A 22,001-nucleotide genomic window follows, 5' to 3' on the forward strand; every position below is an offset into this window, starting at 1 on the left:
AATCACAGACTGTACGAGTTTGGTGCCTGGTGGCGGACCCGGCGGACGGCGAACCTTGCGGCCATGCTGATCCGACCCCGCCCGGCCGCCCCCCTCCAGACCTTCGCCCAACGCCTCAGCGCCACCCCCCGTGGAGCCCGCCTCGCACGCAGGCTGACCAGGTATCACCTGGACCTCTGGGGCATCGCGTACGACTCCGCGCTCTCCGTCGACGCCGAGGCCGTCGTCGCCGAGCTCGCGGCGAACGCCGTGACCCACGGCCTCGTACCGGGCCGCGACTTCGAGCTCGGGTTGACGCTGCGTGTTGACACGCTCCGTGTCGAGGTCGCCGACGCCCGGGGCGAGAGCGTGCCCCGGGTCGCGCCCGCGTCCCCGGCGCCCGGCGAGGAGTCGGGCCGGGGGCTTCTGGTCGTGGCGGCGCTCGCGGTGGAGTGGGGCGTGGCAGGGCGGCAGGTCGGCAAGACGGTGTGGGCCGACTTCGCGCTGCCGCCTCGGCACCGCTGACTTCCAGGGTGACGCCCGGGTGACGTCCACCGAGCGGGGCACCGTCACATGGTCTCTCCGGCCCGCGGGCCGGAACGTCACGGCTTGCGGGCCACCGCGCCGTAGGCGTCGACCTGGGCCGGCTCGGCCGTCTCCGCACGCCAGCGCGTGACCTGCTCGACGCCCGGCTCAAGGAGCTCCAGGCCGTCGAAGAAGGAGGCGATCTCCTCCACGCTGCGCACGTGGTAGGGGATCGCGCCGCTCCTGTTGTACTCGTTCGACGCCGCGATCATGCCCTCGCTGGTGGCCGTGGAGTCGCTGATGACGAGGAAGCTGCCGGACGGCAGCGCGGCCATCAGGCGGGTGACCAGGTCGCGCGCCGTGCCGTGGTCGGCGACGTGGCCGAGCGTGTTGAGGATGATCAGGGCGACGGGCTGCGACAGGTCCAGGGTCTTCGCCGCCTCCCGCAGGATCGCGTCCGGGTCGTACAGGTCGGCGTCGATGTACGCCGTCTCGCCCTCGGGAGTGCTGGTCAGCAGGGCGCGGGCGTGGGCGAGGACCAGTGGGTCGTTGTCCACGTACACGATGCGGGCGTCGGGGGCGACGCTCTGCGCGACCTGGTGGGTGTTGTCCGCCGTGGGCAGGCCGGTGCCGATGTCGAGGAACTGCCGGACGCCCTGCTCGCCCGCCAGGTGGCGGACCGCGCGGCCCAGGAACTGACGGCTGGTGCGCGCCACGTCGACCAGGCCGGGGAAGATCTCCTTGATCTGGTCGCCGAGTTCGCGGTCCTTCTCGTAGTTGTCCTTGCCGCCCACGAAGTAGTTCCAGAACCGCGCCGAATGCGGCTTGCTGGTGTCGATGCGCGCGCGGAGATCGGCGGTGGAGTCGAGCTGCGAGTCGTGGTCGGACACGGGAGCCTCCTGGAGACCTGCGGTGCGCTGCGGGGCAGCCGTCAGCCGCGATGCGTGGGCGAGGGCATCGCCGAGGGCCGGGGTTGCCGGGGTGCCGACGTACCGGTAGTTCGACGATCAAGCATCAATCTAGACGGTCGGCGGGCAGCGCGCGTTCCCGCCCCGGGCATCGGGGCGGAAGAACAACTCGGTCCGGGCTCCGCGTGCTTGGCGGCGGGAAGTGGCCGCCCGGGTCACCAGATGGCCCGCACCCACTCCGGGTGGTCGACGAACGGGTTCCTGTTGTGCTGGTACTTGTCGAATATGACCTGGTTGCGCTTCTTCTCGAAGGCGTCCGGCGGGTCCTCGTCGTTCCACTGCTTCAGCACCGAGAGGCGGCCGATGGCGGGCGCGCTGCCGTTGCCGACCCTGTCGTTGGGCTCCAGGTCGGGGAAGCCGCTCTCGCCGTCGTAGCGCACGGCCATGTAGAGGATCATGCGGGCCACGTCGCCCTTGGCCTCGTCGCGGGGCTCGAAGGAGTCGCCGTCGGTGAGGTTGCCGGGGGCGCCGGCCACCGCGCCGCCGCCGTTGTCGAAGTCCTTGTTGCCGCGGATGCTGTTGACCTTCACGTCCGCGGGGCGCAGGTGGTGGATGTCGGTGCCGGGTCCGGTCGCCGTGCCGAAGTCGCCGTGCGACTTGGCCCAGACGTGCTCGCGGTTCCAGTCGCCCTGGTCGCCGCCGTTCGCGCTCTTGCTCCGCGAGGTGCCGCTGTAGAGCAGGATGACGTTCGCGCTGTTGGCCGGGTCCTCGTCGGTGGCCTTCAGGGCGTCCCAGACCTGGGAGTACGACAGCTTCGTCTGGTCGCTGACGATCGTGTGCAGCGCGGACTTCAGCTCGGGGCCCGTCTTGCCGAGGGCGTCCTGGTAGTACGTGTCGTCATAGGCGCCGGCGGCCGAGGGTGCGGCGGCCGGGGCCGGGGCGGGGGAGGCGGTGGCCGTCGCGGCCGTCGGCACGGTGATGCCGGCGAGCACCGCGGCGGCGGTCAGGGCCAGGGGCTTCCAGCGGCGAACGCGCGGGACGGGCATGTGGGGGGTGTCCTTTCCCGGAACCGGTCTCGCGGGCCGCGCGTCCGCCCGAGCGGCGCGCGGTCTACGCGAGTTGACTGGTCAGTCACCGGGAGAGTGGCACGGATGTGCGTACGATCGTGTGAACGGTGTGAGGCGGTTGCGTGACGATGTCATGCACACGGTCATCCGGGCGCCGGGGCACGCAACGCCGGTACCGCCGCCGCGCGTTCACAGCCCCAGCAGCGTCACAGCCCCAGCAGCGCGGGATCGCTCGCCAGCGCCCTGAAGTACTCCCTCGGGTCCGCCACGAGCCGCCGCTCCTTCAGGTCCATCAGACCGCCGACCGAGGCGAACGTCGCGGCCACGGTGCCGTCCGCCTTCGTGACCGTCTGCTCGATCCGGAACGTCTTGCCTTCGCCCCAGACGAACGCACAGCTCACCGTCGTCTCGTCGCCCGCGCGCAGCTCACTGCGGTACCGGACGGTGTTCTCCAGGGCGACCGGGCCCACGCCCTTGTCGAGGAGGTCCGTCTGGGCGATGCCCGCCGCGCGGAGCAGCGACCAGCGGGCGTGCTCGGCGTACTGCACATACACGGCCTGGTTCAGGTGTCCCTGCGTGTCCGTCTCGTACCCACGGACGTCGACACGCACGGAAAACGGCTCTGTCACGGTGTCCCCTTCATGCTCTTCTCGGTGAGGCCAGGAGATAACGCTCTCCGACCCGCGTGCCCGCGTGCTCGCTGACCTGCCAGCCCGCCCGCTCCAGGACCGCCGCGCAGGCCCGCAGCCCCTCCGCCGACGGCTCGCGCACGGCGACGGCCTCGGGCTGCGGGGTGTCCGTCACCCGGTAGCCCTCGCGGCCGGGGGCGGCGGGGGAGCGGCCCGCGGCTTCGAGGGCCAGGGCCGCCGCCCGGACCAGGTGCGCGCGCTCCCAGGCGCAGGGCCGGTCCCGGGAGCCGTCGGGGTTGGTCATGCGGCGCAGCTCGACAAGGCCCTCCCAGGCGCCGCGCACCTCCCGCGCGCGCGGCGGGCCCCCGCCGCCGGGCGCCGACGTCTCCGTGCCCGTGCGGGCGGCGAAGACCCCGGAGTCCGGCGCGTCCTCCGGCGGTTCCGGGGACGCGGCGGGGGCGGTGCCCTCGTCCCGTACGCGATGGCCCGCGGGGGTCAGGAAGAACGCGCGCGGCGGCCGGGGGTGACGGAAGGCCAGGCGGGCCCTGACCAGCGCCGTGAGCTGCGCCTCTGTCCCCGAAAGGCGGCCCGTCCCCGGGTCCGCGGCCTCGATGATCCGCCGCTGGGCGGCCGTGGGTGGCTTCACCGCGTGCACCCCTTCCCCCGTCAGTCCGTCGCTGCCGTCCGCTGATCCCGTCCGCTGATCCCGGCCACTGGCTTCGATGATGCCTCGCGGCACTGACAACGGGCCCCTGGACGGCGGCGAACCGGCTACGGCCGCTGGTTCCAGCTCGCCACCACGGGGCGGCCGTGCTCCGTGCTCAGGCGGCACACCGTCCCCGTGGCCAGGACGAACATCGAGCCGCCCGACGGCGGCAGGCCGAGGCGGCGGGCCGCGAGGACGCGCAGGAAGTGGCTGTGGGCGAAGAGGACGACACTGCCCTCGTAGTTGGCGAGGGCCGCGTCCACCTTGGCCAGCATGCGGTCGGCGCGCTCACCCACCTGGCCCGGGTTCTCGCCGGGGTGGTCGGGCGGGCCCAGGGCGACGCCGTCGTCGAAGAGGTACCAGTGCGGCCGGGTGCGGTGGATCTCGACGGTCGTGACGCCCTCGTACGCCCCGTACTCCCACTCGCTGAGGTCGGGGTCGACGCGGGCGTCGGGGAACCCGGCGAGCTCCGCCGTCTCCCGCGAGCGCTGCCGCGGGCTGGTGAACGCCGCCCCGATCCGGAACCCGCCGATCAGTGGGGCGAGCGAGCGGGCCTGCTCCCTGCCGTGGTCGGTCAGGGGGATGTCCGTCCAGCTCGTGTGCTGTCCGGACAGGGACCACTCCGTCTCGCCGTGCCGGACGAGGAGCAGATCGCCCATGTCGCGCCAATCCTGTTCTTCCGGGGGTGGCGGTGCCGTGCGGTACCGCCACCCCCGAGACTGCCACGTCCCGCAGGTCAGACGCTCCCCGGGACGCGCCTCAGCGGCGGCTCACAGCCCCTGCGGCACCCGTGCGGGGCGGCCCGAGCCGCGGGTCAGGGCGTAACCGCCGACGCCCGCGAGGGCCGCGAGGACGCCACCGGCCCCGGTCCAGAGCCAGCGCGACGACCACCAGCCGGACGACCAGCCGTCCTCCGGCTCAGTGACCTCTGCGGGGCGCTGCCCGTCCGAGCCCGCGCCCGGCACCAGCGGCTCCGCGAGCGACCCGTCCACGGCCCGCGCGCCGCCCGCGTCGGTCGCCGTGACCTCGACCTCGGCCCGTACCGGGAGGCCGAGGTCGTCGGCCTTGAGGTCGGTGACCGTGAGCCGCAGGTAGTACGTGCCCGGCAGCGGATCGTTCGCCCACTCCTCCGACCAGGCCCTGACCGTCCGCAGCGAACAGGACAGGGACACCGACGCGGCGTCCCGCGCCGCCGTCCTCTTCGGCGTGCCGAGACGGCAGGCCTGGCGGCGCCGCAGCCCGTCGTACACGTCGACCTGCCAGGTGGAAGCGGCGTGCCGGGCGGCGGACTCGGGCAGCTTCACCGTGGCGTGCACGGTGGCCCGCTGCCCGGTGTCCACGGGGAACGCCCAGTACAGGTAGTCGCCCGTGGACGCCTCCGCGGTGGCTTCCTGGTCCTGGCGGATCGCGGTGGCGGTGCGGAAGGAGGTGCCCGCCTCGGAGGGGATGGCGGGCTTGTCACCGTCACCGGCGGCGGCAGCGGTCCCGGCGCAGGCCAGGAGAACCGCACCGGCCAGCGCCGTCGCCCGGCGCGGTACACGAGTCGTACGCATCAGTTGGTCCTCCAGACCGCGAGACGCCAGCGCGAGAGCCAGCCCCAGACCAGCCCGGCGAGGAAGCCGACGAGCACCAGCAGGCCCAGCAGCCACCAGCCGTGGCCGAGCCCGAAGGACGCCACGTCGGACGCCTCGTCGGAGGAGTCGACCAGGTCGACGGCCAGCTCGACGGGGAGGCCGGGCGCCTTCTTCACCGAGGCGGGCGCGGAGAAGGAGTTGCTGACGCGCAGGCAGACGGTCTCGGGGGCGCCGTACTTGTCGTCCTCGTCCTCGTCCTCCGCCTCCGGCGTGGGATGGCGCAGGCCCGTGGAGATGACGTCCGTGCGGCCGTCGCCCGACTCCTGGCCGCGCACGATCTCACGTCCGCCGGGGGTCTCGGCCCGCAGCAGCACGCCGTAGTCGGGGTCGACGGCGCGGTCGGCCGACACGCTCACGGAGGCGCGCAGCTCCTTGCCCGCGGGAACCGCCACGCGGTACCAGCGGTGCTCGCCGAACTTCTCGCGGTCGGTGTACAGGCCCGACTTCAGCTCCGGCGCGTCGGCGCACCGGGCCGTGCCCTTCGCCTCCACCGGGGTGACCACCGGGTCGGCGGCGCGGTCGACCAGCTGCTTGACGCGGCCGGCGAGTTCGTCGGTGTGCCGGACCGAGGTGTACGTGCCGCCGGTCGCCTCCGCGATGCAGCTGAGCTGCTCACGGGTCTTGGCGTCGGGGACGAGGCCGAGCGTGTCGATGGTGAGGTGGATGCCCTTGGCGGAGATCTCACGGGCCACGACGCACGGGTCGAGCGGCTGGCAGGTGTCCTCGCCGTCGGATATCAGCACGATGCGGCGGCTGCGCTCCGCGGTGTCGTCCGTCAGGTCCTCGGCGGCCTTGAGCAGCGTCGGCCCGATGGGCGTCCAGCCGGTCGGCGCCAGCGTCGCCACCGCGGTCTTCGCGTCGGTGCGGCCGGACTCGTCGAGCCGCTCCACGGGGTAGAGCAGCTCGGTGTCCTTGCAGCCCGTCCTGCGGTCGTCGCCGCGGTAGTTGGCGCCGAGGGTGCGGATGCCGAGCGCGACCTCGTCGGGGGTGGCGTCGAGCACCTCGTTGAAGGCCTGCTTCGCGGCGGCCATGCGGGACTTGCCGTCGATGTCGCGGGCCCGCATGGAGCCGCTGACGTCGAGGACCAGCTCGACCTTGGGGGAGGGCTGTGCGGGTTCGTCGCCGTCGTCGGCGACGGCGGGGCCCGCCGTCACGAGCCCGGCGGTCAGGGCGGCGAGCAGGGCGAGAGCCCGGGCCGCCGGCCGTTGTCTTGTGATCATCGCCGGATCTTATTGATCATGGCGGCACATCCCCAAAACGGCGTCAGAACGGTACACGACGCCCCCGCGGGACCCCGCGCCTACGGAGTCCTCAGCCGCCGGCCGCCGAAGGCCCCGGCCCCGTCCGCCCGCCGCCACCAGGTCTCCAGCGCCGCCTGGTCCATGGCCCGCCAGTCGGGCGTGGCGAGCACGAGCGCGTCGCCGAGCGCGCGCCCGAGGTCCACCATCGCGCGGCCGGAGGGGGCGCGGTCGCCGTCGTACGCGGCCAGGGCCTTCTCCCAGGTGTCCGCCGCCGCGAGGCAGGACTCCAGAGCCGTCGCGTCCTGGAGCGCCTTCACCGCGCCCGCGCCGGTGTGCGGCCTGGCCACGGCCGCCGCGTCGCCCACCAGCAGGACGCGGCCCGCCGTGCAGTGCGGTGCCGCGAAGTCGTACATCGGCTGGAGGAACCGCTCGGCGGGCGCCGTCGCGTGCAGCAGCGCGCCCCAGTACGGCGGCAGCAGGTCGTCGGCCACGTGCCGCAGGTGCGCGGTGAGCGCCTCGGTCAGGCCGCCGGGCGGCAGGCTCGTCGGCCCGGTGAGCCTGAGGTCGAGGCCGAGCCCGAGGTCGAGGTCCGGGGGCGGCGTGGTGTACAGGACCCAGTTGACACGGCGTCCGCCCGACCCGTCCGGGATACGGTAGACGATGAGGTGGCCGCCGGGGAAGACGACGTACGCGCAGACCTCGCGGGGCCACGGCGCGGGATCGGCGAGCCGGTCCTCGGGGAAGGCGCCGCGCCACGCGAGGTATCCGGCATACGCGGGCCGCACGTCGCCGAAGGCCGCCGCGCGGACCGTCGAACGGTAGCCGTCCGCGCCGATGACCAGGTCGAAGCGCTCGGCGCCCGCGGCGGTCTCCACCCGGACGCCGTCGGCCCCCAAACGCAGCGCCTCCACGGGCGTGCCCGCCCGGAAGACGACGCTCCCGGGGACCCGGCCGCGCAACTCCTGCCAGAGCGGGCCCCAGTTGTACGTACGGAAGGGGAAGGGCATCTCGGCGATCTCCCGGCCCAGCGGGGCGGCCGTGGCGCCGTCGCGCACGTACCACCGCCGCCGCGTCATCCGCACCCACGCCATGCCCGCGTCCAGAAACCCGGCCGACTCCAGCTCCGCGTACCGCGCGTCGTGCACCGCGAGGCCGACCCCGCGCTCCGCGAGGTCACCGGCGGCCCGCTCGTACACGGTGATCTCGTCGGCGCCGCCCCGGTGCGCGGCCAGCGCCGCCGCGCATCCCGCGACGCTGCCCCCGACGACCGCGACCCTGCCCCCACGCATCATCGGGCCATCCTGGCAGCCGGAATGACCTTCTGTCAGCGCCCCAACGAGACACCGCGTCCGGCGAAGAACGGCTCGAACTCCTCGGCGGTGAGCGTGGCGGTCCTGGTCGCCGCGTCGATGCCCGAGGGATTGTGGAAGTGCAGTCCCCCGGCCGTGCGGCCGGTGACCAGGACCAGGTGGCCGCCCCTGCCGGGCGCGGGGCGGTGCGGGCGGCGGATCTCGAAGTGGACGGAGGCGATCACCTGGCGCCCCTCGTCGAGCAGCGTCCCGATCCCGGCGACGGAGAGGTGCCGGTGGACCGCGGCGTCGACTCCGTGCGCCTCGCGGGCGTACTCGGCGAAGGGCGCGTAGACCAGCCCGCGGATCTCGCCGCCCTCCTCGGTGTACGCGCCGTGCTTCAGGGCGCCGTCACGCACCAGCGCGCGTAGTCCTCGACGGTGGCGGCGCCCGAATCCCGCCAGGCCGGGTCGTCGGCGCGGTCATGGCCCCCGTGGACGACGGGGCCGACGAGGCCGGGCGAGGCGAACTGCGTGCGCGAGGTCGTACCGCAGGTGGGGCAGGGGGTCACGTCGCTCCCGGTGGACCGTGGCGGAACCGGCTACTGGCGGTAGCCGCTGAGGAAGCGACCGATGCGGCTGATCGCCGCGTCCAGGTCGTCGGCGTAGGGCAGGGTGAGGATACGGAAGTGGTCGGGCCGCGCCCAGTTGAAGCCGGTGCCCTGGACCACCTGGATCTTCTCCTGGAGCAGCAGGTCGAGGACGAACTTCTCGTCGTCGTGGATCTTGTGGACCTTCGGATCGAGGCGCGGGAAGGCGTACAGCGCGCCCTTGGGCTTCACGCACGACACGCCCGGGATCTCGTTCAGCCTCTCCCAGGCCCGGTCGCGCTGCTCGCGCAGCCGGCCGCCGGGCGCGGTGAGTTCGTGGATCGACTGCCGGCCGCCGAGCGCGGCCTGGATGGCGTACTGCGCGGGCGCGTTCGGGCACAGCCGCATGGAGGCGAGCATCGTCAGCCCCTCCAGATAGTTCCTGGCGTGCTGCCGGGGCCCGGTGACGACCAGCCAGCCCGACCGGAACCCCGCCACCCGGTAGGTCTTGGACAGCCCGCAGAAGGTGAGGACGACGAGGTCGGGGGCGAGGGCGGCGACGCTGTGGTGCACGGCGTCGTCGTAGAGGATCTGGTCGTAGATCTCGTCGGCGAAGACCATCAGGCCGTGCCGCCGCGCGAGATCGAGGATGCCCTCCAGGACCTCCTTCGGATAGACCGCGCCGGTGGGGTTGTTCGGGTTGATGATCACGACGGCCCTGGTGCGGTCGGTGATCTTCGAGGCCATGTCGTCGAGGTCGGGGTACCACTCCGCCGACTCGTCGCACACGTAGTGCACGGCCTTGCCGCCGGAGAGGGTCGTCACGGCCGTCCACAGCGGGAAGTCGGGCGCGGGGACGAGGACTTCGTCGCCGTCTTCGAGGAGCGCCTGCACGGCCATGGTGACCAGTTCCGAGACGCCGTTGCCGAGGAAGACGTCGTCGACGGAGACCTCGTCGAGACCGAGCGCCTGGTAGCGCTGGGCGACCGCGCGGCGGGCGGAGAGGACGCCGCGCGAGTCCGTGTAGCCGTGGGCGCTCGGCAGCATCCGGATCATGTCCTGGACGATCTCCTCGGGCGCCTCGAAGCCGAAGAGCGCGGGGTTGCCGGTGTTGAGGCGCAGGACGCTGTGGCCCGCCTCCTCCAGGGCGTTGGCGTGCTCGATGACGGGGCCCCGGATCTCGTAACAGACCTCGCTGAGCTTGCTCGACTGCCGGAACTCCATGCGGTGCGCCTCCCATGACGTGTGTTACTTGGTTTTACCAAGCCCCCGCTTGGAAAGTCCAACAAGTTGCCTAGACTATGCCGCATGCCACCTCAGCCGCGGCCGTCCGCCCGCCCCCGCCGAAGCTACGACCAGTACTGCGCGGTCGCCCGCGGCCTCGACGCCGTCGGCGACCGCTGGACCCTCCTGATCGTCAGGGAGCTGCTCGCCGGGCCCCGCCGCTACACCGACCTCCACGCCGACCTGCCCGGCGTCAGCACGGACGTCCTCGCCTCACGCCTGAAGGACATGGAGCAGCAGGGCCTCGTGACGCGCCGCAGGATGCCGCCGCCCTCGTCGGCGTACGTCTACGAACTCACCCCACGCGGCAGGGAGTTGCAGGACGTCCTGCGCACCCTCGCCGCCTGGGGCACCCCCGCTCTGGCGGAACGCCGCCCCACCGACGCGGTGCGCGCCCACTGGTTCGCCCTGCCACTGCTGCGGGCCCTGGCGGGCGCCGGCGCCGAGGGGGTGGTGCAGGTCCGCCTGCCGGAGGGCGAGTTCCACGTACGCGTCGGAGGCGAACGTGAGGGCTTCGGCGACGGCCCCGCACCGGAGGCACCCGACGTACGCCTCGCCCTGGACGCGGAGACGTGCGTCGAAATCAGCGGGGGCACGCTGACGCTGGGAGAGGCCGTACGCGGCGGCCGCGTCGAACTCTCCGGGGACGGAGTCCTGGCGAAGGCGCTGCGGGAGACGTGAGGGGGCGCGCTGCCGCGCACCGATGAGTTTTCAGCGCCGCGGGGGTCTCATCGGCAGTAACGCACACCACAGCGGTGCGACCCCTATGTGAACCGGAGAGATAAGCATGGCAACAGCGCGAGAGCAGTCGGCCGGAGCCGAGGCCCGTGTCGTCTCCGCGGACGGCACCGAGATCGCATTCGAGCAGTCGGGCCGCGGGCCGGCCGTCGTCCTGGTTGCCTCGGCACTGGCCGACCGCTCGGACACGGCCAGACTCGCCGCTCTCCTGGCCCAGCACTTCACAGTGATCAACTACGACCGGCGCGGACGGGGTGCCAGCGGTGACGCCAGTACTTACGCCCCCGACCGTGAGGTCGAAGACATCGCCGCGTTGGTCGAACACGTCGGCGGTTCGGCGTCGCTGTTCGGCTCGTCCTCCGGAGCGGTCCTCGCCCTGCGCGCGGCCGCGGCCGGAGTCAACGTCGACCGCCTGGCTCTGTATGAGCCGCCGTTCGTGGTCGCCGAAGGCGACGACGGGCCGCCCAAGGACCTCGCGCAGCAGATCACCGCGCTGCTTGCGGAAGGCCGGCACAGTGACGCGGTCAAGTACTTCATGACCAGGGTGCAGGGCATGCCCGGCATCGCCGTGTTCTTCATGAGGCTCATGCCGAAGATGTGGGCAAACCTCACCAAGCTGGCCGGCACTCTGCCCTATGACATCGCGGTCATGGGCGATACCCAGCAAGGCAAGCCGCTCGATGCCGAGGAGTGGAAAGGGGTGGCCATACCCACCCGCGTGCTGACCGGCGGCAAGAGCCCGGCCGCGTTCCAGCGCGCCGCCCTCGCCGTCACCGAGATCCTGCCGCAGGCCGACCACCGCACTCTGCCCGGACTCAACCATGGCGCCGTCGTCATGGCCCCGAGGAAGATCGCCCCGCAGATCATCGAGTTCATCAAGGGATGAGCTCGGCTCGGGCACTGCTCGCCCGCGATCACCCTCGGTTACTATGCTCACTTCATGCCGGAGGCCGGAGGCCGGAAGCAAGGGGCGAACCGGATACCTGTTGTGGCACTCGTCCGACGGTGGTCGTGGATTGCGTGGCTGAAGAGATGGGCGGGCTGGGAAAGTGCTGAGAACGGTCACCGCGACCCGCTACGTCGAAGCCCTGCGGACCGGCGGCTCCGTCCCCGGCGTCGTCGAGGCCGACGACCTGGGCACGTACGTCGTGAAGTTCACCGGGTCCGCGCAGGGGCGCAAGGCCCTGGTCGCCGAGATCATCGTCGGTGAGCTCGCGCGGCGGCTCGGGCTGCGCTTTCCCGAGCTGGTCCTCGTCCGCTTCGACCCGGCGGTCGGGGCCGACGAGCCGCACCAGGAGGTGCAGGACCTGCTGCACGCCAGCGCGGGGCTGAACCTCGGCATGGACCTGCTCCCCGGCGCGCACGACTTCACGCCCGACGCGGTCGACGTCGGTCCGCTGGAGGCCGGCAAGGTCGTCTGGCTCGACGCGCTCACGGCCAACGTGGACCGGACCGTGCACAGCTCGAACCTGATGGTCTGGCCCACGTTCGGCGTGCTGCCGCCGAAGCTGTGGCTCATCGACCACGGGGCGGCGCTCGTCTTCCACCACCGGTGGGGGGCTTCGGCGCCGGACAAGGTGTACGACTTCCGGCACCACGCGCTGGGCGGCTACGGGCCCGACACGGCCGCCGCCGACGCGGAACTCGCGCCGCTGGTCACGGAAGCCCTGCTGCGGGAGGTCACCGGGCTCGTGCCGGACTCCTGGCTGGCCGACGAGCCCGGCTTCGCCTCGCCGGGGGCGGTGCGGGACGCCTACGTGGAGTTCCTGCTGGCGCGGGGCAGGGCCTCCGCGGTGTGGCTGCCGACGGGGTTCCCCTCGCGGGACGAGCTGGCCGCGGCGGACGCCCGGCGGGCGGCGGAGACGGAGAAGGGGCGCCCCGCCTGGCTCAAGCGGGTGCCGGATCTCCACGGCAAGCCGGGGGCCGAGCAGGACTGGTCCGTTCACCTCGGCTGAGGGTTCTGGCCGGGGGCCCGTCACCGCGGCCATGACGAAGCCCCCGGCGCTGTGCGGTGCCGGGGGCCGAGTCGGATTCCCGGCTAGCGGAGCTGCTCGTAGGCCGGGAGGGTCAGGAAGTCCGCGTAGTCCTCGTCCAGGGAGACCTGGAGGAGGAGGTCGTGGGCCTGCTGCCACTTGCCGGCCGCGAAGGCCTCGTCGCCGATCTCCCGGCGGATCGCGTCCAGTTCCCGGGCCGCGACCTCGCGGGCGAGGTCGGCCGTGGCCGTCTCGCCGGTCTCGAAGACGACGCCCGCGTTGATCCACTGCCAGATCTGGGAGCGGGAGATCTCGGCGGTGGCCGCGTCCTCCATGAGGTTGAAGATGGCGACGGCGCCCAGGCCGCGCAGCCATGCCTCGATGTAGCGGATGCCGACCTGGACGGCGTTGACCAGGCCGTCGTAGGTGGGCTTCGCGTCGAGGGAGTCGATGGCGATCAGGTCCCCGGGCGCGACCGAGACGTCCTCGCGCAGGCGGTCCTTCTGGTTCGGCCTGTCGCCGAGGACCGCGTCGAAGGACTCCATGGCGATCGGGACGAGGTCGGGGTGCGCCACCCAGGAGCCGTCGAAGCCGTCGTTCGCCTCGCGGTCCTTGTCGTTCTTGACCTTCTCGAACGCGACCTTGTTGACCTCCGGGTCCCTGCGCGACGGGATGAAGGCCGCCATGCCGCCGATCGCGTGCGCGCCGCGCTTGTGGCAGGTGCGGACGAGGAGTTCGGTGTACGCCCGCATGAAGGGGGCGGTCATCGTCACCAGGTTGCGGTCCGGCAGGACGAACTTCTCGCCGCCGTCCCGGAAGTTCTTGACGATGGAGAAGAGGTAGTCCCAGCGGCCCGCGTTGAGCCCGGACGCGTGGTCGCGCAGCTCGTAGAGGATCTCCTCCATCTGGTACGCGGCGGTGATCGTCTCGATCAGGACGGTCGCGCGGACCGTGCCCCGCGGGATGCCGACGTGGTCCTGGGCGAAGACGAAGATGTCGTTCCAGAGGCGGGCCTCCAGGTACGACTCCGTCTTCGGCAGGTAGAAGTACGGGCCCTTGCCGAGCTCGATGAGCCGCTTGGCGTTGTGGAAGAAGTAGAGGCCGAAGTCGACGAGCGCGCCGGGGACCGGCTTGCCGTCGACCTGGAGGTGGCGCTCGTCCAGGTGCCAGCCGCGCGGGCGCATGACGACCGTGGCCAGTTCGCCGGCGTCCTTGAGGGCGTACGACTTGCCGGTGCGCTCGTCGGTGAAGTCGATGCGGCGCTCGTAGGCGTCGGTGAGGTTGAGCTGGCCGAGGACCACGTTCTCCCAGGTGGGAGCGGAGGCGTCCTCGAAGTCGGCGAGCCAGACCTTGGCGCCCGAGTTCAGGGCGTTGATGGTCATCTTGCGGTCGGTGGGGCCCGTGATCTCCACGCGGCGGTCGTTGAGCGCCGCGGGGGCCTCGGCGACCCGCCAGGAGTCGTCGGCGCGGATGGCGGCCGTCTCCGGCAGGAAGTCCAGGGTGGAGGTGCCGGCGATCTCGGCGCGGCGCTCGGCACGGCGCGCGAGGAGTTCGTCACGCCGGGGCGTGAACAGCCGGTGCAGCTCGGCCACAAAGGCGAGGGCCGCGTCGGTGAGCACCTCTTCCTGCCGGGGCAGGGGCTCTGCGTCGACGATGGCCAGCGGCGACGGCGCTGGTGCGGACATGAGCTGTCACTTCCTTCAGAGAGCTGCGCGGACGGTGCCGGGCGAGCCGCCGGGCAGACACGGCGGCACTGGGTGCCACCAGAGCCGAGGTACGGCTTCCGGGCCCCGTTCGGGGTAACGGGCCTTCTGGTCAGTGGATACTAGTTTCCTCATGGTGGAAGTTCAATGGTTTGTTGATGTCGAGATTCTCTTCGTCGACAGAACGTGTCGCTGAGTGCCATACCGGTCACTCGCCGTGGGTCGCGGGCTCCAGACGGGCCAGGTCCTCCGCCGTGTCGATGTCGTACGCCTCCGCCACGTCCCCGCACTCGACCAGGGCCACCGCGTCGGCGTTCCGCCTCAGATAGGCGCGTGCCCCGCGGTCGCCGACCGCACTCGCCCCGATCCCGGCCCAGTGCGCGGCGCCGAAGAGCACCGGGTGGCCGCGCACGCCGTCGTAGGCCGCCGCGGCGAGCGTCGCCGGCGAGCGGTACGCGGCGCGCACCCGCGCGGTCGCCGCGGGACCGATCCCCGGCTGGTCGACGAGCGACACCAGGGCCGCCCGCGCGCCGGTGTCCCGCAGCGAGGCGAGACCGGCCCGCAGGGAGGAACCCATGCCCTCCTCCCAGTCCGGGTTGTCGACCAGTACGCAGCCGGGGAGCGCGGCACGCGCGCGTACCGTCGCCGAAGCGGCGCCGATGACCACGTGCACCCGTGCGCATCCGGCCGCGCGCAGCACCCCCACGGCGTGCTCGACCAGCGGGCGCCCCCGGTGTTCGAGGAGTGCCTTCGGCCGCCCGCCGAGCCGCCGCCCGCCGCCCGCCGCCAGGAGCAGCCCGGCCACCTCGCCGGCGTCGTCGGCCCGCTCGTTCATCCGTTCTGTCGTCATGCCTCCTGCATACACCCCGGGCGGCAGGGCGGGTTCCGGCCGGGCGGCGGCCGGGCGGTGGCGTACGGCGCCCGCGTAAAGGTTTACTGATCCGCGGCTCCCGGGTGCCTGACCAACGCCCTGACGGGGCAGAGAAAGACGCACGAGAGCTGACGCACGACGGAGTGCGAGGGGGAGAGCCGACTGTGTTGCGGAACGCGGGGCAGAGGCCGGCGACCGGAAGCGCCAGGGGTGCCCGGGGCGTGGAGGGCGACGAGGGCGGCGAAGACCCTCGCGTGGCCGGGTTGCGTACGTCGGTGGCGCGTCTGCGCCGCGAACTGGCGTCCTACCGCGTGGAGTTCACCGACCGCGGCATAGCCGAGGGCGAACTGGCCGCCCTCGCGGACATGGCCGAAGGCGGCGCCCCCGAGGTCCCGCGGCTGCGCCGCTCCCTGCTCCTGGTGGCGAGCGCGATCGGCTCCGTCAGCGCCCTCGCGCCGGGGCTCGCGGAGGTACGGGGCGCGGTGGAGATGTTCGGCACGCCCTGAGGCGTGTGGCGAAAGTCCCGCTGTCCGGCGACGCCTGGCACGCACACGCGCCGCGTTGTCGGGATCACCCCGGTACCACCAGTACCGGGGCGACCCTCCGCCGTGCGATCGCACGCACCGGACGCCGCCGGACCCGCCCGCCGGGCGGACGACGCCACTTTCGCCACACGCCCCAGGGGGACGCCGCGGGGCCCGGCCGGGTCACGCGACCCAGCGGCGGCCCCGCGCGTCGTCGGCGGGGGCGCGCAGGTCGCCCGCCAGCGTCACCGCCAGGCGTCGCGCGGCCTCCTCAAGGGCGGCGGGCGGCAGCGCGTAGGGGATGCGGAGGCGGTGCTCGTGGGTGCCCGGGTCGGCGCCGAAGCGGGAGCCGCCCTCGATCCGTACGCCCTGGGTCCGCGCCGCACGGGCCAGGGCCGACGCGATCGGGCGGCCCAGGTCCACCCAGAGCGAAAGGCCGCCCGGCGGCGTCCGCCAGCGCCACTCCGGCAGGTGCCTGGCCAGCGACGCCGCCAGGGCGTCCCGCCGCTCCCGCAGCATCGGCAGCCGCTCGCCGAGGACCCGGTCCATCCCGCGCAGCAGGTGCAGCGCCACGAGCTGCTCGATGACCGGCGTCGCCATGTCGCTCGGCACCCGCGCCATCGCCAGCTCCGTGATCAGCCGCGTACCCGCCCGCACCCAGCCGATCCGCAGCCCGCCCCAGTGCGACTTGCTCAACGACCCGATGGTGACGGTCTGTTCGCCGGCGCCGTGCGCCGCGAACGAGGCGAAGGGGGCGGGCGGCGGCCCGTCGAGGGCGATGTCCGCGACGGTCTCGTCGATCAGCAGCCAGGTGCCCGTCGCGCGGGCCGTCTCCAGGACCCGTACGCGCTGCTCCGGCGGCATCAGGCCGCCGGTCGGGTTCTGGAAGTCCGGTACGAGGTACGCGAGGCGGGGGGCCGCCTGCCGCAGCGAGGACTCGACGAGCCCGCTGTCCCAGCCGTCCTCCGTGACCGGCACGGGCACCGAACGCAGACCGGCGTTGCGGATCGCGTCCAGGGCGTTCGGATACGAGGGGTTCTCGACCAGGACGCGGTCGCCCGCCCTGCCGAGGAGCGCGAGCGTCAGGGACAGGGCGTGCTGGGCGCCCGTCGTGATCAGAATCTGGTCGGGGAGCGTGGGGAGCCCCCGCCGGGTGAAGCGGTCGGCCACGGCCGCCCTCAACTCCGGTATGCCGTACGGGTGGTAGCCCGCCGTCGGCGCGTGCTCGGGCAGCATCGCCGCCGCCGCGCCGAGCGCCGCCGCCAGCTCGGCCTCCGGAGCGCCGGGCGCCGCCACCGCCAGGTCGAGCACGCCGTCGCCCACCGGGAACGCCGCCACGGCGGCGGGCCGCTGCCCCTCCGGCAGCTCGGTCCAGGTCCCCGCGCCCCGGCGGCTGCGCGCGAAGCCGCCCTCGCGCAGCACGTCGTACGCCGCCGTGACCGTGGCCCGGCTCACCAGGAGCGCCGACGCCAGCTCGCGCTCGGCGGGCAGGCGGGTGTGCAGCGGGACGCGGCCGTCCAGGACGAGGGTGCGCACGCCGTGGGCGAGCGCGCGGTAGCCGGGGTGCTCCCCCACGGCACCGGTCAGCAGCGCGGCGAGCTGCCGGCTGCCCAGCCTTCTGTCCACCACGCGGACCACTCGCCCCTCTGCCATGCCAACCTCTGCCGATTGGCCCTGCTCTCCAGGCCAATCAGCGTACAGAGTCGGCACCAGCGGGAAAGAAGCGGCTCATGTGGCCGGCTCATGGGGCCAGGGAGGACATCGGTGGCATCGGCAGCGGGGACGGAGAGCGTGGACGGGCGCGTCGTGGTGGGGGTGAGCGGCTCGCTCGCGAGTCTCGCGGCGCTGCGGACCGCCGCCGATGAGGCCGGGCGGAGCGGTCGCACGCTCGTGGCGGTGACCGCCTGGGAGCCGCCGGAGGGAGAGATGCTGTATCTGCGCCACCCCGACCCGGCGTGGGTGAGGCACTGGCGGGCCGAGGCGCGGGCCCGCGTCGACGGCGCCTTCGACGCGGTCTTCGGCGGCGCGCCGCCGGGCGTCGGGAGCGAGCGCCGGGTGGTCAGGGGCCGTCCGGAACGCGCGCTGCCCGGCCTCGCCGCCCACCCGCACGACCTGCTGGTCGTCGGGACCCGCCCCGGCAGACGCCGCCCGAGCCGGCTCCACCGCGGGATCGGCGCCCGCGCGGTCTGCCCGGTCCTCACCGTCCCCGCGCCGGCCGTGCCGAGGGGCCTGCGCAGGGCGCTGCGGCGGATGACCGCGGAGGACTTCGCGCTGGTCGGGCGGTGAACGACCGGCGGGGGACCGATGGGACAGGGCGGGGGCGGTGGACGGCGGCGGGGTCAGGGGCGGTCGCGGATCAGGCCGCGGGAGGTCGCCGCGGCCACCGCGGCCGTACGGGAGTCCACGCCCAGCTTGGCGTAGATGTGCACCAGGTGGGACTTGACCGTGGCCTGGCTCAGGAACAGCTCCTTGCTGATCCGCTGGTTGGAGAGGCCGTCCTTCACCAGGCGCAGCACCTCCAGCTCACGGCGGCTCAGCGCCTCCCCGGGCGCCCGCATCCGGTCCATCAGACGGTCGGCGACGGCGGGGGCGAGCGCCGAGCGGCCCGAGGCCGCCGTGCGCACCGCCGCGGCAAGCTCCTCGGGCGGCGCGTCCTTCAACAGGTAACCGGCGGCGCCCGCCTCCACCGCCGCGAGGATGTCGGCGTCCGTGTCGTACGTGGTGAGGACCAGGACCCGGGGCGCGCCCTCGCGCGCGGTGATCGCCGCCGTCGCCGCGGCCCCGTGCATCCCGGGGCCGAACTGGAGGTCCATCAGGACCACGTCGACGGCGTCCGGGCCCTGCGCGGCGGCCCTCTCCACCGCCGCCTCGGCCGTCGCCGCCTCCGCGACGATCTCGAAGTCGGGCTCGGCGTCGAGGACCGCCCGCAGCCCCGCGCGGACCACCGGGTGGTCGTCGGCGAGCAGCAGCCGGACCGTCGGCGCCCCCGCGCCGGGTGTGCGCGTCACGCCGCCTCCTCCTTCGCCGGTACCGGTACCGGCAGTGAGATCGCCACCGCGGTGCCCTGACCGGGCGCCGACTCGACCGTGAACGTGCCGCCGAGCGACTCCGCGCGCGCCCGCATCGCGGGCAGCCCGAAGCCGCCGTCGTGCTCCCCGGCGGCAGCCCGGCCGTCGGCGGCCGGGTCGAAGCCGCGGCCGTCGTCGACCACGTCCAGCGTGACCGACGCGTCCATGAACGTCAGGGTGATCTCGGCGCGGGCGGCCTCCGCGTGCCGGACCGTGTTCGCCAGGGCGGACTGCGCGACCCGCAGCAGCGCCACCTCGTACGGCGTCGGAAGCTCCGCGGGCGTACCGCTGAGGGAGAACCGGACGCGCGGCCCCGCGCTCGACGCGCACAGCCGCTCCAGGGCGCCGGCCAGCGAGCCGTGCTCCAGGTCGGGCGGCGACAGGGCGTGCACGAAGCGCCGGGCCTCGGCGAGGTTGTCCTGCGCCGCCTCGCGCGCCCGCTCGATGTGCGGGGCCGCCGGAGAGCCGTCCGGCAGCGCGCGCTGGGCGGCCCGCAGCAGCAACTGGATCGACGACAGCCCCTGCGCGAGCGTGTCGTGGATCTCCCTGGCCAGGCGCTCGCGCTCGGCCAGCGTGCCCGCGGTGCGCTCGGCGGCGGCGAGTTCGGCGCGGGCCGCCATCAGCTCGTCGATCAGCTCGCGGCGGCGCTCGCTCTCCCGGTACAGCGCCTCGTACCCGAGGACCGCCGCCACCGCCACGGCCGCGCCGAGCAGCGGCCCGATGAAGCTGCCGGGTGTGACGCGCGCGCTGTGCACCAGGAAGCTCGCGATGGCGGCCGCCGCCGTGGCGAGGACGGCGGGCAGCGCCCGGCGCCTCGGCAGCAGGTGGAGCTGGAGGAAGTACAGCGGGAAGGCGGCCCAGAGCCCGTCCGGTGAGAGCACGAGCAGCACGAGCCAGCAGGCGGCGAGCGCCGTCAGCCACCATCCGGCCGCGTGCCGCGAGCGGCCCACCGCCGGGTGCAGCGTGCCCGCCGTGTAGACGGCGGCCATCGCCACCGCCGCCGCGACGACCCCGAAACGGTGCTCGGCGCCCGCCGCCACCGCCTTGACCGCGGCGAGCGCGAGAAGCCCCGCGAGGAGGGCGTGGAGGCAGCGGCGGATGGCGGGGGGCACGGGGACCAGCCGGTCGGGCGGCTGGTGCGCGGCGGTGCGGGCGTGGGTGCGGGTGTGGGTGCGCGGCATGGGGCGTGCGTCTCGTGTGGTCGGGGGGTTTCTTTTACGGTACGGGTACTGCGCCCGGGCGTTCGTCAACCGAAAGGTTGAGCGGTGGTTCCGCACTTCGATACGGGTGAAGCGTGCTGTGGCGCGATGCCCCGGCCCCCGCCCCGCCCGCAGGGTGGAGGCATGTTCGTCGCATGGAGAGACCTGCGGTTCGCCAAAGGGCGGTTCGCCCTGATGGGAGCCGTCGTCGTATTGATCACCCTGCTCGTGGGGCTGCTGTCAGGACTGACCGCCGGGCTCGCGAAGGAGAACACCTCGGCCATCACCGGGCTGCCCGCCGACCACCTGGCGTTCGCCGCGCCCCCCGACGGCCAGTCCGTCTCCTTCACCAACTCGTCCCTGGGGCGGCAGGCCTGGGAGGAGTGGTCCGGGCGTCCCGGCGTCACCTCCGCGCGGCCCATCGGCATCAGCACCCTCAACGCCACGTCGGGCGACCGGTCGGCCGCGGTGTCCGCGTTCGGCGTGGAGCCCGACTCGGGCATCGCGCCGCGCGGGGTCGCGTCCGGCGGGGCCGTGCTCTCGGAGAAGGCCGCCGCGGAACTCGACGCGGAGGTCGGCGACCGGGTGCGGCTCGGGGGAGGCGCGGTCGAGGAGCGGGTCGTACGGGTCGCGTCCGACGCCTCGTACAGCCACACCCCCGTGGTGTGGCTCGGCCTCGACGACTGGCAGAGGCTCTCCCGGGCGGGGGCGTCGAAGGAACCGACGGCGACCGTGGTGGCACTCCGTACCGCCGACGGCGTCGACCTGGCCGCGGGGGACGAGGCCGCGGGAACCGAGACGAAGTCGCTGGACGGCGCGCTCACCGCGATCGGCTCCTACCAGGCCGAGAACGGGTCGCTGCAATTGATGCGGGGCTTCCTCTTCGTGATCTCCGCGCTGGTCATAGGCGCCTTCTTCACCGTCTGGACGATTCAGCGGGGCGGTGACATCGCCGTCCTGAAGGCGCTGGGCGCCTCGACGCCGTACCTGCTGCGGGACGCGCTCGGGCAGGCCGTGGCGATGCTCGTCGCCGGTACGGCGCTCGGGACGGGGCTGGCCGCCGCGGTGGGCGGCGTCATCAGCGGCGACGACGTCCCGTTCGTCCTCGAACCGTCGACCACGCTGTGGCCGGCCGCGGTCATGGTCGCCCTCGGGGTGCTGGGAGCCGGTCTTTCCGTGCGGCGGATCACCGCCGTCGATCCGCTGATCGCACTGGGGAGTGCTCGATGAATTCCACCTCTTCCGCTGTCGCCCCGCTGATCGTCGAGGACGTCACCCTCACCTATCCCGACGGGGGCGGGCGGCTCACCGCGCTGGACGGGGTGAGCCTCGACGTGCCCGGCGGCACCATGACGGCCGTCCTCGGCCCCTCGGGTTCGGGGAAGTCCAGCCTGCTCGCCGTCGCGGCGACGCTGGTCACGCCCGACCGGGGGCGGGTCCTGCTGGACGGCGTGGACACGGGGGCCCTGAGCAGGGCGGAACAGGCCGCGCTGCGGCGCCGCAGCCTCGGCCTCGTCTTCCAGCAGCCGAATCTGCTGGCCTCGCTGACGGCGCTTGAGCAGCTGGAGCTGATGGCGCACGTCGACGGGCGGCGGCCGTCCCGGCAGGTGCGCGAGCGGGCGCGGGAACTGCTGGCCGCGGTGGGCCTCGCGGCGGAGGCGGGGCGGCGCCCGCACCAGCTGTCCGGGGGACAGCGGCAGCGGGTGGGGATCGCGCGGGCGCTGATGAACGCCCCCGCGGTGCTGCTGGTCGACGAGCCGACCAGCGCGTTGGACCACGAGCGGGGCGGGGCGGTGCTCGATCTGCTCTCGGGGCTCACGAGGGAGTGGGGTACGGCGACGGTGCTGGTCACGCATGATCGGGCGCGGTTGTCCGTCGCGGACCGGGTGGTGGGGATGGTGGATGGTTGTCTGTCCTGATTTTTTCTGGCCCCTGGGCCTGTTTGGCGGGCCTGAACCGCCGCTTCGCGGCGGGTGTCTCCCGCCCGCCCGCCCGGCACCCTGTGGGGCATCCCGGACTTCGCCTCACTGCGTCTCTACGTCACTGCCCGACATCCGGCGCTGAAGTCACCGAC

At 73.6% G+C, this 22,001-nt stretch carries 24 protein-coding genes; 8 read left to right on the forward strand and 16 right to left on the reverse strand.

Annotated elements, in window-relative coordinates; genetic code table 11:
- Window positions 1-63: 63 nt before the first annotated feature.
- A complete protein-coding gene (locus AB0I16_RS24860; RefSeq protein WP_363251738.1) occupies window positions 64-504 on the forward strand; it encodes an ATP-binding protein in 441 nt (146 codons plus the stop codon).
- A 77-nt stretch (window positions 505-581) separates the two neighbouring features.
- Here AB0I16_RS24860 and AB0I16_RS24865 read toward each other — a convergent pair whose 3' ends face one another.
- The 11 genes from AB0I16_RS24865 to AB0I16_RS24915 all read right to left on the reverse strand — a co-directional run bounded on the left by AB0I16_RS24865 (window position 582) and on the right by AB0I16_RS24915 (window position 9,791).
- Complete coding sequence (locus tag AB0I16_RS24865) at window positions 582-1,394, reverse strand: SAM-dependent methyltransferase (protein ID WP_363251739.1); 813 nt, start codon at window positions 1,392-1,394, stop codon at window positions 582-584.
- A 233-nt stretch (window positions 1,395-1,627) separates the two neighbouring features.
- Window positions 1,628-2,458, reverse strand: a complete 831-nt coding sequence (locus AB0I16_RS24870) for an endonuclease (protein WP_363251740.1) — start codon at window positions 2,456-2,458, stop codon at window positions 1,628-1,630.
- Between the two features lie 227 nt (window positions 2,459-2,685).
- The gene (locus tag AB0I16_RS24875) at window positions 2,686-3,108 is read right to left on the reverse strand and encodes a thioesterase family protein (RefSeq protein WP_363251741.1); all 423 of its coding nucleotides are present in this window, start codon (window positions 3,106-3,108) and stop codon (window positions 2,686-2,688) included.
- 10 nt (window positions 3,109-3,118) lie between these two features.
- Window positions 3,119-3,754, reverse strand: a complete 636-nt coding sequence (locus AB0I16_RS24880; protein ID WP_363251742.1) for a hypothetical protein — start codon at window positions 3,752-3,754, stop codon at window positions 3,119-3,121.
- A 125-nt stretch (window positions 3,755-3,879) separates the two neighbouring features.
- Window positions 3,880-4,473 (reverse strand): histidine phosphatase family protein, encoded by a 594-nt coding sequence (locus AB0I16_RS24885; protein ID WP_363251743.1) that lies wholly within the window; start codon window positions 4,471-4,473, stop codon window positions 3,880-3,882.
- Window positions 4,474-4,584: 111 nt separating this feature from the next.
- The gene (locus AB0I16_RS24890; protein WP_363251744.1) at window positions 4,585-5,367 is read right to left on the reverse strand and encodes a hypothetical protein; all 783 of its coding nucleotides are present in this window, start codon (window positions 5,365-5,367) and stop codon (window positions 4,585-4,587) included.
- Window positions 5,367-6,668: a VWA domain-containing protein gene (locus AB0I16_RS24895; RefSeq protein WP_363251745.1), complete on the reverse strand. Its 1,302-nt coding sequence runs from the start codon at window positions 6,666-6,668 to the stop codon at window positions 5,367-5,369. Before AB0I16_RS24895 ends, AB0I16_RS24890 begins: the two co-directional genes overlap by 1 nt.
- An 80-nt stretch (window positions 6,669-6,748) precedes the next feature.
- On the reverse strand, window positions 6,749-7,981 hold the full coding sequence (locus tag AB0I16_RS24900; RefSeq protein ID WP_363251746.1) for an FAD-dependent monooxygenase: 1,233 nt from the start codon (window positions 7,979-7,981) through the stop codon (window positions 6,749-6,751).
- 32 nt (window positions 7,982-8,013) lie between these two features.
- Window positions 8,014-8,397, reverse strand: a complete 384-nt coding sequence (locus AB0I16_RS24905) for a hypothetical protein (protein ID WP_363251747.1) — start codon at window positions 8,395-8,397, stop codon at window positions 8,014-8,016.
- A complete protein-coding gene (locus AB0I16_RS24910) occupies window positions 8,379-8,549 on the reverse strand; it encodes a hypothetical protein (protein WP_363251748.1) in 171 nt (56 codons plus the stop codon). Before AB0I16_RS24910 ends, AB0I16_RS24905 begins: the two co-directional genes overlap by 19 nt.
- Before the next feature lie 30 nt (window positions 8,550-8,579).
- The gene (locus AB0I16_RS24915; RefSeq protein WP_363251749.1) at window positions 8,580-9,791 is read right to left on the reverse strand and encodes a pyridoxal phosphate-dependent aminotransferase; all 1,212 of its coding nucleotides are present in this window, start codon (window positions 9,789-9,791) and stop codon (window positions 8,580-8,582) included.
- Window positions 9,792-9,875: 84 nt separating this feature from the next.
- Here AB0I16_RS24915 and AB0I16_RS24920 point away from each other — a divergent pair, with 84 nt between their 5' ends.
- The 3 genes from AB0I16_RS24920 to AB0I16_RS24930 all read left to right on the forward strand — a co-directional run bounded on the left by AB0I16_RS24920 (window position 9,876) and on the right by AB0I16_RS24930 (window position 12,544).
- Entirely contained in the window at window positions 9,876-10,532 is a 657-nt protein-coding gene (locus AB0I16_RS24920; protein ID WP_363251750.1) for a winged helix-turn-helix transcriptional regulator, read from the forward strand.
- A 106-nt stretch (window positions 10,533-10,638) separates the two neighbouring features.
- Window positions 10,639-11,475, forward strand: a complete 837-nt coding sequence (locus tag AB0I16_RS24925; protein ID WP_363251751.1) for an alpha/beta fold hydrolase — start codon at window positions 10,639-10,641, stop codon at window positions 11,473-11,475.
- Window positions 11,476-11,638: 163 nt separating this feature from the next.
- Window positions 11,639-12,544 (forward strand): HipA family kinase, encoded by a 906-nt coding sequence (locus AB0I16_RS24930; protein ID WP_363251752.1) that lies wholly within the window; start codon window positions 11,639-11,641, stop codon window positions 12,542-12,544.
- A gap of 83 nt (window positions 12,545-12,627) precedes the next feature.
- Here the strand turns inward: AB0I16_RS24930 and aceB are convergent, their stop codons facing one another.
- Together aceB and AB0I16_RS24940 are read right to left on the reverse strand one after the other, a co-directional pair.
- On the reverse strand, window positions 12,628-14,247 hold the full coding sequence (aceB, locus tag AB0I16_RS24935; RefSeq protein ID WP_363251753.1) for a malate synthase A: 1,620 nt from the start codon (window positions 14,245-14,247) through the stop codon (window positions 12,628-12,630).
- Between the two features lie 226 nt (window positions 14,248-14,473).
- A complete protein-coding gene (locus AB0I16_RS24940) occupies window positions 14,474-15,115 on the reverse strand; it encodes a nucleotidyltransferase family protein (protein WP_363251754.1) in 642 nt (213 codons plus the stop codon).
- A 242-nt stretch (window positions 15,116-15,357) separates the two neighbouring features.
- Here AB0I16_RS24940 and AB0I16_RS24945 point away from each other — a divergent pair, with 242 nt between their 5' ends.
- Window positions 15,358-15,642 (forward strand): DUF5955 family protein, encoded by a 285-nt coding sequence (locus AB0I16_RS24945; protein WP_363251755.1) that lies wholly within the window; start codon window positions 15,358-15,360, stop codon window positions 15,640-15,642.
- A gap of 201 nt (window positions 15,643-15,843) precedes the next feature.
- Here AB0I16_RS24945 and AB0I16_RS24950 read toward each other — a convergent pair whose 3' ends face one another.
- Window positions 15,844-17,313 (reverse strand): PLP-dependent aminotransferase family protein, encoded by a 1,470-nt coding sequence (locus AB0I16_RS24950; protein WP_363251756.1) that lies wholly within the window; start codon window positions 17,311-17,313, stop codon window positions 15,844-15,846.
- Between the two features lie 111 nt (window positions 17,314-17,424).
- Between AB0I16_RS24950 and AB0I16_RS24955 the strand changes: the two genes are divergently transcribed.
- Window positions 17,425-17,946, forward strand: a complete 522-nt coding sequence (locus AB0I16_RS24955; protein WP_363251758.1) for a universal stress protein — start codon at window positions 17,425-17,427, stop codon at window positions 17,944-17,946.
- 53 nt (window positions 17,947-17,999) lie between these two features.
- Here the strand turns inward: AB0I16_RS24955 and AB0I16_RS24960 are convergent, their stop codons facing one another.
- Both AB0I16_RS24960 and AB0I16_RS24965 read right to left on the reverse strand, forming a co-directional pair.
- Entirely contained in the window at window positions 18,000-18,668 is a 669-nt protein-coding gene (locus AB0I16_RS24960; RefSeq protein ID WP_363251760.1) for a response regulator transcription factor, read from the reverse strand.
- Entirely contained in the window at window positions 18,665-19,909 is a 1,245-nt protein-coding gene (locus AB0I16_RS24965; protein WP_363251762.1) for a sensor histidine kinase, read from the reverse strand. Before AB0I16_RS24965 ends, AB0I16_RS24960 begins: the two co-directional genes overlap by 4 nt.
- A 162-nt stretch (window positions 19,910-20,071) precedes the next feature.
- Between AB0I16_RS24965 and AB0I16_RS24970 the strand changes: the two genes are divergently transcribed.
- A complete protein-coding gene (locus tag AB0I16_RS24970) occupies window positions 20,072-21,157 on the forward strand; it encodes an FtsX-like permease family protein (RefSeq protein WP_363251764.1) in 1,086 nt (361 codons plus the stop codon).
- Window positions 21,154-21,846, forward strand: a complete 693-nt coding sequence (locus AB0I16_RS24975) for an ABC transporter ATP-binding protein (RefSeq protein ID WP_363251765.1) — start codon at window positions 21,154-21,156, stop codon at window positions 21,844-21,846. Before AB0I16_RS24970 ends, AB0I16_RS24975 begins: the two co-directional genes overlap by 4 nt.
- The last annotated feature ends 155 nt before the right edge of the window (window positions 21,847-22,001 follow it).

Origin of the sequence: Streptomyces sp. NPDC050703, assembly GCF_040654435.1 — a bacterium.
GTDB lineage: Bacteria > Actinomycetota > Actinomycetes > Streptomycetales > Streptomycetaceae > Streptomyces.